The following is a 16478-nucleotide window of genomic DNA, read 5'->3' as shown; positions in this document are numbered from 1 at the left end:
TTTATGTAACCTTATCCACATCGACAAGGTAGAGGTCGTGGGTTCGAACCCCTCTGGGACCATAGAGCTTAGGCTCTTGAGAACGCTGTAGGAACACGGTTTTCTCATAAATACCATCTCTTCGGAGGTGGTGTTTTTTGTTGTGAAAAGTATCTTATTATGAAACAATTAATAATCCAATGAGAACCTACACTGTTTATCAACTTTTCGGATTAACCAACAAGGAACTTCATGAAAATAAATTGAAATTAGAGGTGTGAAAATGGCAATTGAGTTAGTAAGAGACTATTTTACAAAGTTTGGAATTGAGCAAAGGATACAAGAATATGAAGCATCCAGTGCTACTGTTGGACTTGCGGCAGAAGCTTTGAATGTCGAACCCGCACGCATTGCGAAAACATTGTCTTTTAAAAAAGGAGACGACTGTATTTTAGTAGTAGCTGCAGGAGACACGAAAATCGATAATCCAAAATTCAAATCCACATTTGGTGTGAAAGCAAAAATGCTGTCTCCCGATGAAGTGTTAGAGCAAGTTGGACATGCCGTTGGTGGTGTTTGTCCATTCGGCATTCCTGAAAATGTAAAGGTCTACTTGGATGATTCGCTGAAACGTTTTGAAACTGTTTTCCCCGCATGTGGCAGTAGTAATAGCGCAATTGAAATGACTTGTGATGAATTATATAAATACGCTAGAAGCCAAGAGTGGGTGGATGTTTGTAAAGGTTGGGAGTAGTAGTAATTTTTCCGACGTGATTTCTTGAATACCGAATACAGTACATTCAATGAAGAAACATGGACAAGATGATGGGGAACGAATTTAGAAGTTTATTCTACGATTAGTCCCTATATTTTCGACTTGGAATATTTTAATATCATTAAAATCAGAAAAGTGATTTTCCTCCTAAGATTCGGTTTTCGACGACATTCTTTTTCAATTTTCCAAGTAACTGATTTACTTTGTCTCGTTTGAATTCAGTCTTTTCTATTAATTGAACGATTTCATATCCATTTTCATCAATCCCAATCTCCACAATATCGCCTTCTGACAGTTCCATTTTCATATCATCAACCGAGATCAGCAATTAAGTTTCTTCTTTCAGATACTCCAGAATTACGATTTGCAACATAAGTCAGCAAGACATCGTCTTGATTAATAAGAACTTATGGAAATGGGTGGACAATATGAAAAAGAAGATTGTTATAGCAGGTGGAACGGGGTTTATAGGACACTACCTTGAAGAAAAATTTACAAGTCTTGGATATGATGTAATTATTATTTCTAGACAAAAACAGCATCTTTCTTGGACGAATTCTGTGGGAATTATAAATGCTTTGGAAAACGCTGAAATGCTCATTAATCTTGCTGGGAAATCCGTCAATTGCCGATACAATGAGAAGAATAAGAAAGAAATTATCCAATCCAGAACAGAGACAACAAGCATACTTGGACATGCAATCCAAGCTTGTAAAAACCCGCCTTCTTTATGGATTAATTCGAGTACTGCTACGATTTACAGACATGCTGAAGATCGGCCCATGACGGAAGCAGGTGGCGAAATTGGAACTGGTTTCTCTGTTGACGTCGCAAAAGACTGGGAAAACTCCCTATTTGCTTTTCAGCTTCCACAGACAAGATTAGTTGCTCTAAGAATGGCCATAGTACTCGGCCAAAACGGAGGTGTTATGGAGCCCTACAAAAACCTTGTTCGCTTCGGACTTGGGGGTACACAAGGATCAGGAAACCAAATGTTTAGTTGGATTCATATTGAAGATGTGTTTCAATCCATTCGATTTCTTCAGGAAAACAAACAACTAAGCGGCGTTTTCAATTGTTCAGCACCTCAGCCCATCTCGAACCTGGAATTCATGACACAACTACGAAAAACAATGGGCCGAAAAATAGGCTTTTCATCACCAAAATGGATTCTTGAAATGGGTGCGGTTTTTATGCGAACCGAAACGGAATTGATTTTAAAAAGTCGGTGGGTTGTTCCAGAGAGATTAGAGAGTGAAGGATTTCACTTTACATTTGGTACAATCGAGAAAGCACTTCAACATATACTGAAGGCAGAAAGGTCCGGCACCTGACGCTATTCAGATTCAAATGCTCTTTTTATGTATTTTACTTGGTAAAATAAGTTTAGATGTCATTTCATTTCGCCAAAAAATAAATATTTTCATCCAATTAGGTGTGTCTCAAAGGTGAGAAGTTTCGTATGAATAGGAATTTACAAAATGTCACCTTTTTGATTTTCTACGGTATCGTTGTACGCGAACTTAGTACTGTCCGCTTAATTTGAACAGTGGACAAAATAATGCTTAAAAGCAGCAATGCAGCACCTATATATCCCGTTATTGAAATGATCTCTCGAAGAAATATAACGCCTAGTATTGCTGCAAAAACGGGTTCTAGCGTGAAGATGAGTCCCGTTCGAACAGGCGTTGTATATTTCTGGGCAACAATCTGTAGGATGAAACCTACACCGCTGCATAAAATACTAAGAACTAAGATAGCAATCCAACTGATTGTAGAGTTCGGAAATGTAGGCGTTTCAAAGATTAAGGAAAATAGCAATCCAAAAAGACCAGCAAATCCCAGCTGTGTTATACCAAGGCTTAGTGTATCTACTTTTTTAGTTGCAATACCCGCCACAATAATATGTATGGCATAAAAGAATGCTGCGAATATGCATAGTAGGTCCCCAAATGTTATTTTAAATGGATATTGAAGGGTTAGAAATGCAATTCCGACGATTGCTAGTAGAATGCTAACAAGTAGTTTTCCTTCCAATCTCTGTTTAAAGACAACAGTATTAATTAACGGAACGAAAATGACCGTTAAACTGATTAAAAAACCCGTGTTAGAAGTTGTAGTTGTTTTTAAACCAAATGTGACGGCCGTAAATACAACGAATAAAATAAAACCAAGCAGCATAGAGTATTTCAAGGTTTGCAAGTTCATTTTCAGCAATCGTCGATAAAAGATAGCCCCCGCAAGAATAAAAGCCAATCCAAATCGAAGAGCGATTAAATTAAACTCCGAAATCGAATCGAGCCCCATTTTCATAAAAAGGTAAGACGATCCCCAGCAGAATGTAACTAAAACGAGCAATAAATCGGCTTTATATGGTTTCAAATTCAGTATCCCCCAATTCAGATTAGTTGAGTATCGTAAAATGTAATACATATGTACGCTTTGGTAGAAAAGAGATCTGGCATTAGCGTTACTTTTAACTGCTTAAACACTTTCAAGCTTACTTAAATTTCCCCTCTGTTCCTGGAGAGGATTTTCATTAGTAAAATATGATATAACTATACCACTACAGAAATGAATTGGTGTAAATAGAAACGACCTGATAGTCGTGAGTAGATCCATTCATGACGTAACAAAAGAAAAAGAAAAAGCCAGCTTTACACGCAATTAATAATTGCATGCACTGCTGGCTTTATTTCAGTCCTTTGAATGATTAGTTAACCATTTATCAATCAAAGGAAATGTGGTTTGAATTGCCCTTTTTCCTACAACAACCGAAACATGACCTGTATTCAATAAGTGAAATGTTTTATCTTTACTTGATACTTTAGCGTTAAGTGGTTCGACTTGTTTGGGAGAAGCGATGACATCATGCTTTCCTGCAATATTTAATAGATTTGCAGTTATTTTACTAAGTTCTACTTTTCGTCCCCTTATATACAGTTCATCTTTGATTAATTTATTCTCTTGATAAAACTCGCCTATCCACTGCCTATAGGCTTCCCCTGGAAACGGGGTGCCGTCGTTCAACCATTTTTGCATCAACTTCCAGCTTTTAACGAATTCTTCGTTATCTGCACGATCAGCTAAACTTACATAAGGTCCATAGAAGTTTGCGATTGGGTTTAAAAGTTTATTGCCAAAATCAATCATATCGTGTGGAATCAGACCAAGCGTATCGACTAATTTATCCAAATTAAAGTATCGTTTGTCTAACCAATTCGTATATAAGCCCGCATCTGAAAAATCAATAGGGCTCGTCAAAAGTACTAAATTCCGAATGGGTAATTCCGGATGGAGTGCGGTAAATATTGAAGTCATAGTACCACCCATGCAATAACCTAGCAAACTTATTTCCTCTGCATCGGACGTTTGCAATACCTTTTTAACTGCACGCGGGATATAATCTAAAATATAATTATCCAACTTCATATTTCGATCTTCATAACCCGCCGTACCCCAGTCTAGCAAATACACATCGTGCCCCTGATTTGTTAGATACTCGATTAGGCTATTGCCTGGAGTTAAATCCAATATATACGGTTTGTTGATAAGTGCATAAATCATTAGAATTGGGACAGCATTTGTTTTTTTCATTGATGTTTGATAGCGATATAGTTTTGCTTTATTTTTGGTCCAAATGATTTCTTTAGGTGTTTGACCAACTTTTGGATCCGGTTCATTTGTTAAGACATCCGTCACCCGTTTAATACGCTCGAAACCTGTCTTCATTTCGTACGGCATTGTTTCCATCCATTTCTCAGGATCCATCACTTTTGAATAACTCATTTTATTCCCCCTACGAACATTTATAAAGGGCTCCCTTGTCGGAAGCCCCATTTACCAATTACATGTGTAAGCCACCATTTATATTAATCGATTGGCCTGTAATATACTCTGCTGTTGTTAGGAATAATACTGCTTCTGCAATTTCTTCTGTTTGCCCTAAACGCCGCATCGGAATTTTTGAAATGATGCTCTCTTTTACATTTTCAGGCATTTCTTTAACCATTTCTGTTTCAATGAATCCAGGACAAATTGCATTTACTGTAATTCCATTTTTGGCTGTTTCTAATGCAAGTGATTTCGTTAAACCAACCAAGCCCGCTTTTGAAGCCGCATAATTGGATTGACCAAATCCTCCCGACTGTCCAATAATTGAGCTAATATTAATAATTCGCCCACTTTTTTGTTCCAACATATGGTTAATAACTTCTTTAGTTGTATAGAAAACGCTGTTTAGATTTACATCAATCACTTCATTCCAGTCCTCATTGGTAAGGTTTCGAAACGTGCGATCTCTTGTAATTCCAGCATTATTTACGAGAATATCAATCTTGCCAAACGTCTTTTTTACTTCTTCCATAAAACTCTTTACATCCTTTGGGTTAGATACGTCGGATTTTATTGCGACAGAAATACCGCCCTTTTCTTCGATTTCCTTAACTATTGCGTTTGCATCATCAATTCTTGTTTGATAATTAATTGCGACACTTGCACCATTTTCAGCTAATGCTTTAGCAATAGTTGCGCCTATTCCACGTGAGCCACCTGTTACAACTGCAACTTTTCCAGCTAGTGGTTTTTTATTTTCACTTATTTCTTCTACTTCAATTAAATTAATTGCCATTGAACTATACACTTCCAATCCATCTATTGGGTCGTAACTTTATTAGATTTAGTTCGTTTTTCTATATTTTATTGTTCACTATTTACTGTTCGATTACTTAGCGTTTCAAGCACACCTAAAATACCATCTAATTTTTGTTCAAGATTAGTTACGACTGTTTTTAACTGATTGATTTCTTTAGAAGAATCAACTTTACTCAGTTCATCCTCAAATTTATCATTTAAATCATCCACTTTTTCTTCTAAATTAATAACAAGTGATGCAACCTTCGCTAGGTCATCGCGTGTTGGTATATTTACTTCCTGTAAATATGTCTCTGTTGTCTTCTTTGCAAGTTCCTTAAATTGTAGATAAAAATTTAAGGTCTCTCCCATACCTTCAGAGAATGATTCCTTCTTTAAAGATTCTTGAATCGCCTCATTCCAATTTGACTCAGTTTGATCATACATATCTTTCCACATTTTGAATGGATCCAATGGTTTTGATTGTGACAAATAACTCATCTCCCTAATCATATTCTGTTCAGCCAACTCTTTGTCTCCAGTGAACTATCCAACAACATTCCACGTGTAATTCTATAATGTGCAAGTTTAGGATTCATTGCACAACAGAAGCTAAGCGTGGTCCTTTTCTTACCGACTTTACTAATGTATGAATGGTGGCCCTTACTTATTCGCGTATTTTTTAGTTTTTTATATTATTTATGCTGCGTATGGTTTTCTATAAGTTTTTGAAAGAAACAATTGTCATTTTTAATGAGCTTTTTACTAATCCTAAATTGCAATAGGGACACAATTGATTTGTCATAAGCGTGACTAACTTATCACATATTAATGAAAATAATCATACTCCACCATATTCACCCATACATTATACTAATTCAGATGAAAGGTGGAAATTGAATGAGTGGACAGCAATCTGAAATTGAAGTGGTAAGTATAATCGATCCATATTTATATCAAAGACTGCTTAGTTTCAGAAATATGAATGTAGTAATAAATACGACAAAAAATCCTTTACAAGGCTTACTAAATTCAGTCAGTCCCGACCATGTTGTAATCGAGGTTAGTAACACACCATTTTATGTTAGGATACAAGAAATCGTATGGATAACACTAGCATGAATCTTTTATATGAAAGGAATGAATTAATTGATCAAACGGGTGAATAAATTACCGATTGATTTACCCATTCCTGAATACGGGGATGCGAATGCAGCTGCAGCTGTTCAGGAACTTTTAGGCGGTAAATTTGGAGAGATGTCAACACTAAATAACTATATGTATCAATCCTTTAACTTTAGGCAAAAAGGTAAATTTAAACCGTTTTATGATTTAGTAGCTAGCATTACTGCTGAAGAATTTGGGCATGTAGAGCTCGTTTCGAACACAATTAATCTTGTGAATAAAGGATCGTCTTTCACCGCAGACCCTAACCTAACACCTCTACAAGATGCTATAAACAAAAGGAATACGTATGCCTTCATCGCAACTGCTCAAACTTCAATGCCAGGGGATTCCATGGGCAATCCATGGCGCGGAGATTACGTTTTTTCTAGCGGGAATTTAGTACTTGACCTATTACACAACTTTTTCCTTGAATGTGGAGCAAGAACCCATAAAATGCGAGTTTATGAAATGACCGATCACCCAACAGCGAGAGAAATGATTGGTTATTTGCTCGTTCGAGGGGGTACACATATACTTGCTTATGCAAAAGCGATTGAAATGGCGACTGGTACTGATTTAACAAAGATGCTTCCAATACCGAACTTAGATAATCGCGTTTTTGATACTGCTAGAAAATATGAAGATCAAGGGTTTGGTAATGTGTTATTTACCTGGAATGATACGGGAGAATACAAAGACATACGCCAGATTTGGAAAGGTACGAATCCAAGTAGTGGTGAGAATTTAATTGTTAAGGAGGGCATGCCTAAAGGTTACGACATACCCGATCTAGACGACCTCCCTGAAGAGTTTTCACCTGGCATCGGTCCAGATGAGTATCAGCAAATTGCCAAACGGTTACTAGCTAATTTATAAACGAGAATAGCGAAAATAATTCATTGATTTTAGGATGTAACCATTTGGGTTGAATACGAATAACAGACTAAGTTTTTGATAAAAGCTATTAATCAGCTTTACAAGAATATCAATCTTGCCAAACGTCTTTTTTACTTCATTCATAAAAATTTTCACATCATCAGGGTTAGATACGTCGGATTTTATTGCGACAGAAATACCGCCCTTTTCTTCGATTTCCTTAACTATTGCGTTTGCATCATCAATTCTTGTTTGATAATTAATTGCGACACTTGCACCATTTTCAGCTAATGCTTTAGCAATAGTGGCACCTATTCCACGTGAGCCACCTGTTACAACTCAACTTTTCCAGCTAGTGGTTTTTTGTTTTTAATTTCTACTGTTGCTTCTATTAAATTAATCGTCATTAATCTATACACTTCCAATCCATCTATTTGTTCGAAATTTCATTAGATTTAGTAAATCTTTCTTTATTCTATTGTTCACTATTTACTGTTCGATTACTTAACGTTTCAAGTACTCTTAAAACACCATCTAGTTTTTGGTCGAGATTAGTAATGAATCGCATTCGGAGGTAAAGAAATTATTTATCGTTCATATTCAATCTAATGAACGGAATTCTAATCAAAACAATTTGAATATATTTAACTACTGGATATGAAAATGGTTGAAAACAATTAGATGAAATCCTAATCGTTTTCAACCATTTATTTTAACTGCTTCATCAGATTTTTTTGTTATCTTTCAATTTGTATCTCTATTCTAGCGACACGTTTACGATTTTAACAATTCTTTATGTGCCTCAGTAAAGTCAGCCATAATAGACTTATTACGGCATCTACTCTTCACTTCTTACTTGAATTATAAAGTCTTCTATCACCGCTTTTCCAACTCATGATTTCACTTATTACAAGGTTTTTCGGAAAAATTTTACTGATTCTAGTCTTATCGGGATGATAAAAAAGTCTTCCATCCTCCTTTAAAGCACATAATAAAGCCTTTGAAACTAAATATTCCATTACTAGTGAAAGCCTAGTTTACTTTAGAATATTCAGCCCAAAAGCCAAAGTACCGCGTTATTCACTTAGATGATGTTAAATGAATACCTATTTCGAGCCCTGAAATATGATCCATAACTAGTTCGTCGTAGGCGGTAATCACTTCATATTTAATTTCCTGCTCGCTCGCATCCGGATTTTCGCTTCGAACAGTCTTTTCAAGTTCACTCACAACACGGTCACTTAGCATTTTCTCTGTCACGTATTGTCTAATATTCAGCTTATAATTTTCTTCTCCGTACTCATTTATCATTTCTTGAATCACGGTATGATCTTTAATTTTGGTATAAAGGCTTGTAATTTCTTGTTCCAATTTATCATCGGGCACGGAAAAATGCTTTTCTTTAGCAAGCAATGACATTGAATAGATTTCAATCAGATTTTGGAGTTGAGCATTTATATTTTCATATTGGTGATTTTGTGATTCCCAATATGAATTGCTATCTTCAAGTGCCGCCCCTTTAAGACTTTCAGCATTCTTTGCTCGGTTTAATTCATGTTTTACTTTTTGCATAAGTGTATAGAAATCCATATCTGTTTGCGTGAAGTTATGCCCTTCAATTGTCACAACTCCGGTGTCTTCTTGTAAAACTTCTACTACCTTCGTCTCCTTCTGACCATTACATCCAGTCAGTAACAGCAGTATTAGAAAGGTCGGTACAAACAAAGTATATTTTCTTTTTTTCATAGGAATCATCTCTCTTTTACATCAAATGTCAGTATATTTTCGCTCTTATTATTCACCTTTACATCTGCAATCCACTCACCGGCCATTGGTAATTCTACGTCACCCGCGTATGAACCGTCTCCGGTATCTACCATTACCACTTCAATCACACCGTGGTCCATTTTTGCCATTTCAAGCGTGGCAATAACGTCTAATCCCGTGACAGCATTATCGGCTTCCTTTATTTTGACGACAAATTCTGAAATAACACCCCCCGTATATTCAGGCGCTTTTTCAAGCGAAACAACCATTTTATTAGAGTCACAACCTGAAATAACGAGCAACATGAACATGACTACGAATATTAATTTTTTCATGCTTGTCTCTCCTTTAAATCGACCGACAGAAACTCCGCCATCGAGTATTTTGTAATCTTTCCTTTTTCTAAAAATGCGACATGTGTGCAGACTTCCTCAATTTCATTTAAATGATGCGATGCCATAATGATCGTTTTTTCCGTTAATGACTTAATAATTTCTAATATTTCTTCCCGTCCAACAGGATCCAGTCCACTCGTCGGCTCATCGAGAATAATAATAGGAGAATCATAGTACAACATCAGTGCTAACCCAAGTCGCTGTAACATGCCTTTTGAATACGTGGTAATTTGGTCATCTTTCGCATTCTCTAGAGAAACCAATTTTAATTTCTCATTAATGCTTTCCATATCTACTTTTTTTGATGCTAGAGACGCAAAGAAACGCATATTTTCCTCACCTGTTAAATGTGGATACAAATGAAACTTCTCTGGCAAGTAGGATACGATTTCTTTCCACCCTTGCCTCGTATTCGAAATCCCTCCCATTGTAATAGACCCTTTTTGCAATGGCAAAAGACCCAGCATTGTATGAATCATCGTAGATTTCCCAGCACCGTTTCGCCCAACAAGCGCGCACCGCTCATTTTTTTCAATATGCAAATTCACATCATCAAGTATCCGTTTTTTAAAATAAGCATGCGATAAATTTTTGATTTCAATCATCTATTGTACCCCCATTTCGAAATAAAGTTGATAGTCCGAAAAATAGTGCGGGCCATAAGACCGCGTTAATAAGCAGGAAAACTCTTATATCCATGAACACGAATTTCTCCATTAAGCGTGACATATGTGAAAGAGCGTACAGTCCAAGGCTTGATTCCAAATAAAACCGTAACGTATGAATGGGATCTAGGAAGTATGTCCATGAAAAGAAACGCAAATTTTCAAACGTGACAGCAGGTAAAAAGTACAAAAACATAAGGTCAAACAGAAAGACAACGAAAAACCAAGTCAAAATATTCGCGCCAACCAATTGCATTTTCGTATTACAAGCAACACCCAAAAATACACCAATTTGGTTGAATATAAGTAGGAAAATAATAATAACGAGAATAAAGTGTAAAAAACTCGTTATGTGGAAGACGAGAAACACTTTCATAAAAAGGGCGAGAACAAAATAAGAAGAGACGAAAGCCGTTAAAAGCACAAGCTGTATCGCAACAGATTTTTTAAAAACAAAACTCATTGTCGATTCTTTTTTCGTCAATAAAATCATTGAAGTTTTTAATTCTTTCTCTTGAAAAATTGAAAATGACGCTAAAAACATTGCAAATAAAGGAAGCAAATACATATTCATATCGAACAAGGACAACAGCATCGCTTCAAAACCCAAATCTGCAGGAAATGCGCGCGCCTCAGCAATTAAGAATAGCGATGTAAGCATTAACATTCCAAGTCCGAGCCATAACCCTTTACCCCTTGTCTGTTCAAGGAATTCTTTCCAAATATACATCATCGCAATCCTCTCCTTTTATAATAGATTATGGTCGAGGCAGCAAGTACCGCTATAAATATAATCCACATATATCCTGATTTCTTTTTTTCAGAAAGCAAAGGATACTTGTCTAATGCCATCACTTTTTGATGCGTCAGTAAATCATTTGCCTTTTCATAAATCGAAATCGCGGGACTAGATAAAAACATATACGCGAGTTCATTGCTTTCAATTAACTTACTAAGGGAAGATGTATATTCCAACGGTCCATCACCGACGCCGTCTTGATTCAAATCGAGCACAGGCACATTCCAGTAATTTCCTACCCCATTTTCAAACCATTCATTATTCGACTCCCCACCAACGGTAATTGCATGAAGTCTGTTTTTATTGAAGTTATTATTTAGAAATACATGCGAAGTTGAAGAGGTCCACAGTTCTATCCCGATTTGATTATGGAAAAAGTCATTTCCTTCAATGCGATTACTCGTTGATTGTTCCAAATAAAGCCCACGTTGGTTTAGGTGGAACTCATTATTCAGCACATGAACATCACGGCTCGTTTGAACAATCAGCCCAAAGGATCGAGAACCTTGGTTGAAGGAGAACTTGTTATTTTCAAGTAGAATATGATCTGAGTGCATAATTGCCGCACCGCCAACATTTTTCACAAAATGATTTCCCGTGAAAGAGTTGTTATTCGAATACATATAATGCAATCCATATCTTGTTTCTGTCATCGTATTATTGTCAATTCGGTTGTCGTTTGAGTACTCTACGTATATCCCGTCGCGTGTTTTTTCGATATGGCTATTATCGATATAGTTTTCATTCGAACGCATAATATGAATGCCATTTCCCTGATTCCCAAGTTCTTCGGCGCCATGCCCGATAACTTTGATATTCTTTATCACCGTATTCCTTGATTTATTCAAATAAACCCCGTGATAACTTTCAGTAATGTTTAAGTTTTTGAGAACTGCTTCATTCCCCATCACGCGTACTCCCGAATACTCTTCGGACGTGTTTCGGCTCATTCCACTTCCCGCAATTTCAAGGGTATCGAGTGTGATCCCATCACTTCTTATTTCAATGACATTTCCTGTTCCATCCCCCTGAATGTGGGTGCCATTCTTGCCTATTATCGTAATCGGCTTGTTAATGACAAGATTGCCGGGGTATGTTTTAGCTTCAAGTTCGAGAGTTCCATTAGCCGGCGCATCGTCAATCAACTGTTGTAAAGACTTGCTTTCAGCTGCTGTCACGGGAATAGAGAGATGAAAACAACTAATTATAAGTAGAAGAAATGTTATTTTCTTCATTTTGATCGATCCTTCCAGAGTGGATAAATCATGAGCAATAAGACGATTAGCAACATATATCCGCCATATGTGAAATAACTTATCGTTGTAAAATTTGCAATGATATTTTCGCCAATAATGGGAGGAATGAAAGGCTCCAATTCTATGGGTGCCATTGGATCTAATTCCGTTCCAAACTTTTTCAACCATCTATACATATCCAGAAGTCCTACAATTCCTCCGAGTATGAAAAGCGAAATTAATCCATAAAGAAATGACTTCTTACGTATAAGTGCGACAATTAGCAGCAGTATTGCAAACCCTAAAACGATATACGGCATATATTTTAGTTCTGGAAACGATTCATTACTAAACAACGCCATTCCAATATAATGATTCAAGGCATTAACAATATCCAGATCACCAGCAAGGGTTGTCGGATAAACGATAATGTCTAGTCCTTCTGGGTATTGTGGCGCATAAAACTTCATACCCCACCACGGAACAAAAAGAGTAAGACCGGTAATAACTGCCGCGACTAGGAGACTAGTAACGGAAGCAATAGAAAGTTTTTTCTTCATCGAAATTCACTCCTATTATTTAAAAAGTAAAGGGCCAAGCTAGCACCCTTCACTTTTTTGTTTGCTATTTTGGTTCTACAAGTAAATATCCGCTCATTTCTTGGTGCAATGCTGAACAGAAGTTTGTACAGTAAATCGGGAAAACACCCGGTTTATCTGCAACAAATTCTAATGTACTTGTTTCTCCAGGCTGGACTTCGTAGTTTAAATCATAGTCATTTATACCGAAACCATGTGTAATGTCTTGGTCAAGGTCAATATTTGTTAAGTGGAAGAATACTCGATCCCCTTCTTTAACTGTTACCGCATCTGGACGGTCTGCTTTTGCATCGAAGATAAATCTTGACCGCATGGCAATACCGTAAATATGCACTTCATTGCCTTTACGTTCAATGCGTGTATCTTCTTGTTTCCAAACTGAATTCTCTCTATCTACATCTTTTGGATAGATTTTAATCGGCTTGATTTTGTCACGGTGGATAATTTGCGCATAGTGAGGCTCCGGATCTACTGGAACAGCCATAATATGCTCCATCTTTTCACCAGAAATATCGATTAGATCCATGGATTCCGGGTGTGATGGTCCAACTGACAAGAAGTTGTCTTTCGCAATCTTGTTCAGAGCAACAAGCCACTTCCCATCAGGTGAAACTGTATCCCCTTCAGCCGCTGATGCATGTCCTGGTGAGAAATATGATGGTGTGCGATCAAGTACTTCACCAGTCTCAACATTCCATTTTACAATTTCAGATGATATAAACATTGTATTGTAAGCATTTCCTTTATCATCGAACTGCGTATGAAGAGGTCCAAGCGCGCCTGGAGGATCCACTTCTCGTTCCATTACGCTTTCATATTTGATAACAGGAATTCCGTGCTTTTCATCAGTAAAGTCTTCCTCTTCAATTGCTTTAAACGCATTTTCAAATGAAAACACTGTCATCATTGGCGCAAGTTTCCCCGCCGCAATAAAGCGTGTGCCGTCAGGTGTCACATCTACACCATGCGGAGATTTTGCGACAGGGATTGCGTAAATCGCGCCTTTATGTTTCCTGGGGTCAATCATTTTTGCGCCGTTTACTTCGTCATAATTGCCGGCTGCAACTTCTGCTTCTAACTTCTTCCAATTTAATAGCACAATATAATCACGATCATTTTGGGAAGCGTTAATTTCAAGATTTGTCGTTGCAAATTCTGTGTTATAAGTCGTCATTACAATCCAATCACCCGACATTTTCTTACCCGCATCAGATATATCATATGACCACGGCGGTAGAACGATCTGATAAGCAAGGTCAAACTTTTTTGTTTCTTTATCAAATGTCGTCATAGAGACAACGCCTTTATACTCTTCCTCATAGCTATCAAGATTTGCATATTGATCGCCGAGTGGTCGAGCAAATCTAGTCGGCAAAGCAATATACTCCGTGTTTTCTGTAACAAAAACACCTGCGTGAGGTCCCCCCATATTCGGTAGAGACATAATATCTACCGTGTGGAATGTACTTAAATCGACTGCTGCCACTCGGTTATTTCCAACATCATTGGCGAATAGAAACTCACCGTCATAATCACCAGCTGTTTCGGAAATTGCCGGGTGATGGAAATCTCCCCATGTGTATCCACCAAGCATTTCTTTTGATTTTTGCGAGAAACCGTAACCTGTTGCCGGATCTGGCGTGAAAACTGGAACCGTTCGAATCTTTCGCATTGATGGGACGCCATAAACAAATAATTGTCCTGAGTGCCCGCCAGAAGCCATCATATAATATTCATCGAGTTCGCCATAAGGAACGAATACTTTCTCCGCTTTGGATTTATTCTCCCCCGCGGCATTTTGATCACTTTTATTTAAGTCTGCAAAAAATACAACTGCTACCAATAAACCGACGACAACTCCTAGGACTGCCGACATGATTCGTTTCATGTTCTTATTCAATTTGGTTCACCTCTTCTTTTTATTTTTCAGAAGCTTTCTTCAATACTTCTAATATTTCTTCTCTTTCATCGGCTGACAGCGGGCTGCCTTCAATTACGGAAGACATAACTGCAGATGTCGGTTTTTGTAAAAAACTATTTAAATCAATGCCGTGCTTGCCTTCAATATCACTATATGCATTCGAAAGATCTGGGCCGGTATTTCCGCCTTCTAATCCAAGCGAGCTGACAGCGTGACATGATAAACAGCTTTTAGTATTCAAAATCTCATATTCCGCTGGTACAGATGTTTGCTCTTTTTCATCCTTGCTTTCTTTCCCAGCTTCGGTTGGACTTTCTGAAGACTCCTTAATCTGTGTGTCGTTCGTCTTATCGTTCGTGAAAAAAAAGTAGCCCCCTGCAAACGCCAAAACAAATGCTAAAATAAAAATTAAACCATTTGATTTCATTTCTTTTATCCTCCTTTTTATTGTCAATTTAAACATGTATTTATAATGCCACTTTAACACATCTTGGAAATTTAGTATGGTAGAATAATCACTTGTCACAAACTTTACAGAATTGGCGTTGCAATTCTGTAACAATTGTAATGTTAAACATTTCCCAAAGTATTTTGACACTACAAAAGGTTAGGGTTTTTTTCAAAACAATTTATGATTAATAGTATGTAAATATAAAACAGACCCAACTCTACATAGAAGTAGAATCAAGTCTGTTTATGAATTCCTATTCAAATAGTGAACTTGTACTGCTGGGGAACAAAGTAAAAAGCACCTTTGAATTACATAGTTTATCCATTCCTTCCATACGATCTGAGTAAATGTCATACTCTCTTTAACAGTAATAACTCATTTCCAAGTTTTGAAGGTAAGTTTTTTACTGTTACTTTGCATATTAATGAATTTAGGTTGCATACTAAATATATCAAAAATGCGAGGAGATACATTCATATGTCCAATTTTTGTCCTGAACGATGGCCCGAAGAACCGACCCCAATTAACCAGAAAGATTGCCAGGACTGCGGGCTGTATAAACATGGAACACGTATGGTTTGGGGTGAGGGTAATCCTGCAGCACCAATATTGATTATTCTTGATAATCCCGGCGCGCGTGAGGACCGCGAAGGAAATCCAACCATTTGTGGGACACGGCAGACATTGCAAAAAGCTGCCAATGAAGTAGGTTTAAAAAAAGTATCCTTATTTATTACGTATATTTTGAAAAGAAAACCGGTTCGTGCTTACGAAAAAGAACTCACACGAAAAATCTGCATCCGGCATTTGGAAATGCAGTTACAAAATCATAGACCCTCACTCATACTCTGCTTGGGGAATGTTGCAGTTCAATCATTCTTCCAAGACCTGGAAGTCGACGTGAAAGGTTTGAGAGGCAACTGGCATGATGTACGCGGGTATCCAACTACAGTCGCCTACCATCCTTTAGCTGTAAGACGCCGCCCCAATTTATATTCTTTGTTTACTTCTGATTTGGCGTTAGTTGCAGATCGATTAAACCAAATATCCCGCTAACAGGCATTGCCAAAGTCATTCTAAAAGAGGAAAGGGATATATAAAAGAAATGGTTGAATACGAGTTGGGTGTTCAAACGTCTTTTCCCATTTAAGAAACAATCAATCGTGAGCAGGAAACGTTCCCAAATCAACCCTGTTTTCGTTCCTTATTTTTTCAAC

General features: G+C 37.2%; 19 protein-coding genes. 5 read left to right on the top strand and 14 right to left on the bottom strand.

The window, feature by feature from the left end; genetic code table 11:
* Positions 1-262: 262 nt before the first annotated feature.
* Positions 263-733: a YbaK/EbsC family protein gene (locus ACP8HH_RS04655; protein WP_438316510.1), complete on the top strand. Its 471-nt coding sequence runs from the start codon at positions 263-265 to the stop codon at positions 731-733.
* Positions 734-881: 148 nt separating this feature from the next.
* Here the strand turns inward: ACP8HH_RS04655 and ACP8HH_RS04650 are convergent, their stop codons facing one another.
* Positions 882-1061: a hypothetical protein gene (locus ACP8HH_RS04650; protein ID WP_438316507.1), complete on the bottom strand. Its 180-nt coding sequence runs from the start codon at positions 1059-1061 to the stop codon at positions 882-884.
* A gap of 121 nt (positions 1062-1182) precedes the next feature.
* Between ACP8HH_RS04650 and ACP8HH_RS04645 the strand changes: the two genes are divergently transcribed.
* A complete protein-coding gene (locus ACP8HH_RS04645) occupies positions 1183-2088 on the top strand; it encodes a TIGR01777 family oxidoreductase (protein WP_438316504.1) in 906 nt (301 codons plus the stop codon).
* A gap of 166 nt (positions 2089-2254) precedes the next feature.
* Here ACP8HH_RS04645 and ACP8HH_RS04640 read toward each other — a convergent pair whose 3' ends face one another.
* The 4 genes from ACP8HH_RS04640 to ACP8HH_RS04625 all read right to left on the bottom strand — a co-directional run bounded on the left by ACP8HH_RS04640 (position 2255) and on the right by ACP8HH_RS04625 (position 5914).
* A complete protein-coding gene (locus tag ACP8HH_RS04640; protein WP_438316501.1) occupies positions 2255-3136 on the bottom strand; it encodes a DMT family transporter in 882 nt (293 codons plus the stop codon).
* Between the two features lie 315 nt (positions 3137-3451).
* Complete coding sequence (phaC, locus tag ACP8HH_RS04635) at positions 3452-4543, bottom strand: class III poly(R)-hydroxyalkanoic acid synthase subunit PhaC (protein WP_438316499.1); 1092 nt, start codon at positions 4541-4543, stop codon at positions 3452-3454.
* A gap of 58 nt (positions 4544-4601) precedes the next feature.
* Positions 4602-5384 (bottom strand): 3-oxoacyl-[acyl-carrier-protein] reductase, encoded by a 783-nt coding sequence (fabG, locus tag ACP8HH_RS04630; protein WP_438316496.1) that lies wholly within the window; start codon positions 5382-5384, stop codon positions 4602-4604.
* Positions 5385-5452: 68 nt separating this feature from the next.
* Positions 5453-5914, bottom strand: coding sequence for a hypothetical protein (locus ACP8HH_RS04625; RefSeq protein ID WP_438316493.1), 462 nt, complete (start codon positions 5912-5914; stop codon positions 5453-5455).
* Positions 5915-6286: 372 nt separating this feature from the next.
* Here ACP8HH_RS04625 and ACP8HH_RS04620 point away from each other — a divergent pair, with 372 nt between their 5' ends.
* Positions 6287-6508 carry a YuzF family protein gene (locus ACP8HH_RS04620; RefSeq protein WP_438316490.1) on the top strand — a complete coding sequence of 74 codons (222 nt, stop codon included), beginning with the start codon at positions 6287-6289 and terminating at the stop codon, positions 6506-6508.
* A gap of 27 nt (positions 6509-6535) precedes the next feature.
* Positions 6536-7429: a manganese catalase family protein gene (locus tag ACP8HH_RS04615; protein ID WP_438316487.1), complete on the top strand. Its 894-nt coding sequence runs from the start codon at positions 6536-6538 to the stop codon at positions 7427-7429.
* Here the strand turns inward: ACP8HH_RS04615 and ACP8HH_RS04610 are convergent.
* The 9 genes from ACP8HH_RS04610 to ACP8HH_RS04570 all read right to left on the bottom strand — a co-directional run bounded on the left by ACP8HH_RS04610 (position 7424) and on the right by ACP8HH_RS04570 (position 15237).
* Positions 7424-7732, bottom strand: a complete 309-nt coding sequence (locus ACP8HH_RS04610; RefSeq protein WP_438319034.1) for an SDR family oxidoreductase — start codon at positions 7730-7732, stop codon at positions 7424-7426. The two genes, ACP8HH_RS04615 and ACP8HH_RS04610, sit on opposite strands and share 6 nt — an antisense overlap.
* 777 nt (positions 7733-8509) lie before the next feature.
* The gene (locus tag ACP8HH_RS04605) at positions 8510-9175 is read right to left on the bottom strand and encodes a hypothetical protein (RefSeq protein WP_438316484.1); all 666 of its coding nucleotides are present in this window, start codon (positions 9173-9175) and stop codon (positions 8510-8512) included.
* Positions 9176-9180: 5 nt separating this feature from the next.
* Complete coding sequence (locus tag ACP8HH_RS04600; RefSeq protein ID WP_438316481.1) at positions 9181-9531, bottom strand: FixH family protein; 351 nt, start codon at positions 9529-9531, stop codon at positions 9181-9183.
* On the bottom strand, positions 9528-10196 hold the full coding sequence (locus tag ACP8HH_RS04595) for an ABC transporter ATP-binding protein (RefSeq protein WP_438316478.1): 669 nt from the start codon (positions 10194-10196) through the stop codon (positions 9528-9530). The genes ACP8HH_RS04600 and ACP8HH_RS04595 overlap by 4 nt, the downstream gene beginning before the upstream one ends.
* Positions 10189-10989, bottom strand: coding sequence for a copper ABC transporter permease (locus tag ACP8HH_RS04590; protein WP_438316475.1), 801 nt, complete (start codon positions 10987-10989; stop codon positions 10189-10191). The genes ACP8HH_RS04595 and ACP8HH_RS04590 overlap by 8 nt, the downstream gene beginning before the upstream one ends.
* The gene (nosD, locus tag ACP8HH_RS04585; RefSeq protein WP_438316472.1) at positions 10986-12290 is read right to left on the bottom strand and encodes a nitrous oxide reductase family maturation protein NosD; all 1305 of its coding nucleotides are present in this window, start codon (positions 12288-12290) and stop codon (positions 10986-10988) included. Before nosD ends, ACP8HH_RS04590 begins: the two co-directional genes overlap by 4 nt.
* A complete protein-coding gene (locus ACP8HH_RS04580) occupies positions 12287-12850 on the bottom strand; it encodes a hypothetical protein (RefSeq protein WP_438316469.1) in 564 nt (187 codons plus the stop codon). Before ACP8HH_RS04580 ends, nosD begins: the two co-directional genes overlap by 4 nt.
* A 64-nt stretch (positions 12851-12914) precedes the next feature.
* Positions 12915-14777, bottom strand: a complete 1863-nt coding sequence (gene nosZ, locus ACP8HH_RS04575) for a Sec-dependent nitrous-oxide reductase (RefSeq protein WP_438316466.1) — start codon at positions 14775-14777, stop codon at positions 12915-12917.
* Positions 14778-14808: 31 nt separating this feature from the next.
* A complete protein-coding gene (locus ACP8HH_RS04570) occupies positions 14809-15237 on the bottom strand; it encodes a cytochrome C (protein WP_438316463.1) in 429 nt (142 codons plus the stop codon).
* Between the two features lie 501 nt (positions 15238-15738).
* Between ACP8HH_RS04570 and ACP8HH_RS04565 the strand changes: the two genes are divergently transcribed.
* Positions 15739-16317: a uracil-DNA glycosylase gene (locus tag ACP8HH_RS04565; protein ID WP_438316460.1), complete on the top strand. Its 579-nt coding sequence runs from the start codon at positions 15739-15741 to the stop codon at positions 16315-16317.
* Positions 16318-16478: the final 161 nt, after the last annotated feature.

It is taken from the genome of Sporosarcina sp. FA9, from assembly GCF_051550205.1.
Taxonomy (GTDB): Bacteria; Bacillota; Bacilli; order Bacillales_A; family Planococcaceae; genus Sporosarcina.
This window is presented reverse-complemented; position numbering and strand designations above follow the sequence as displayed.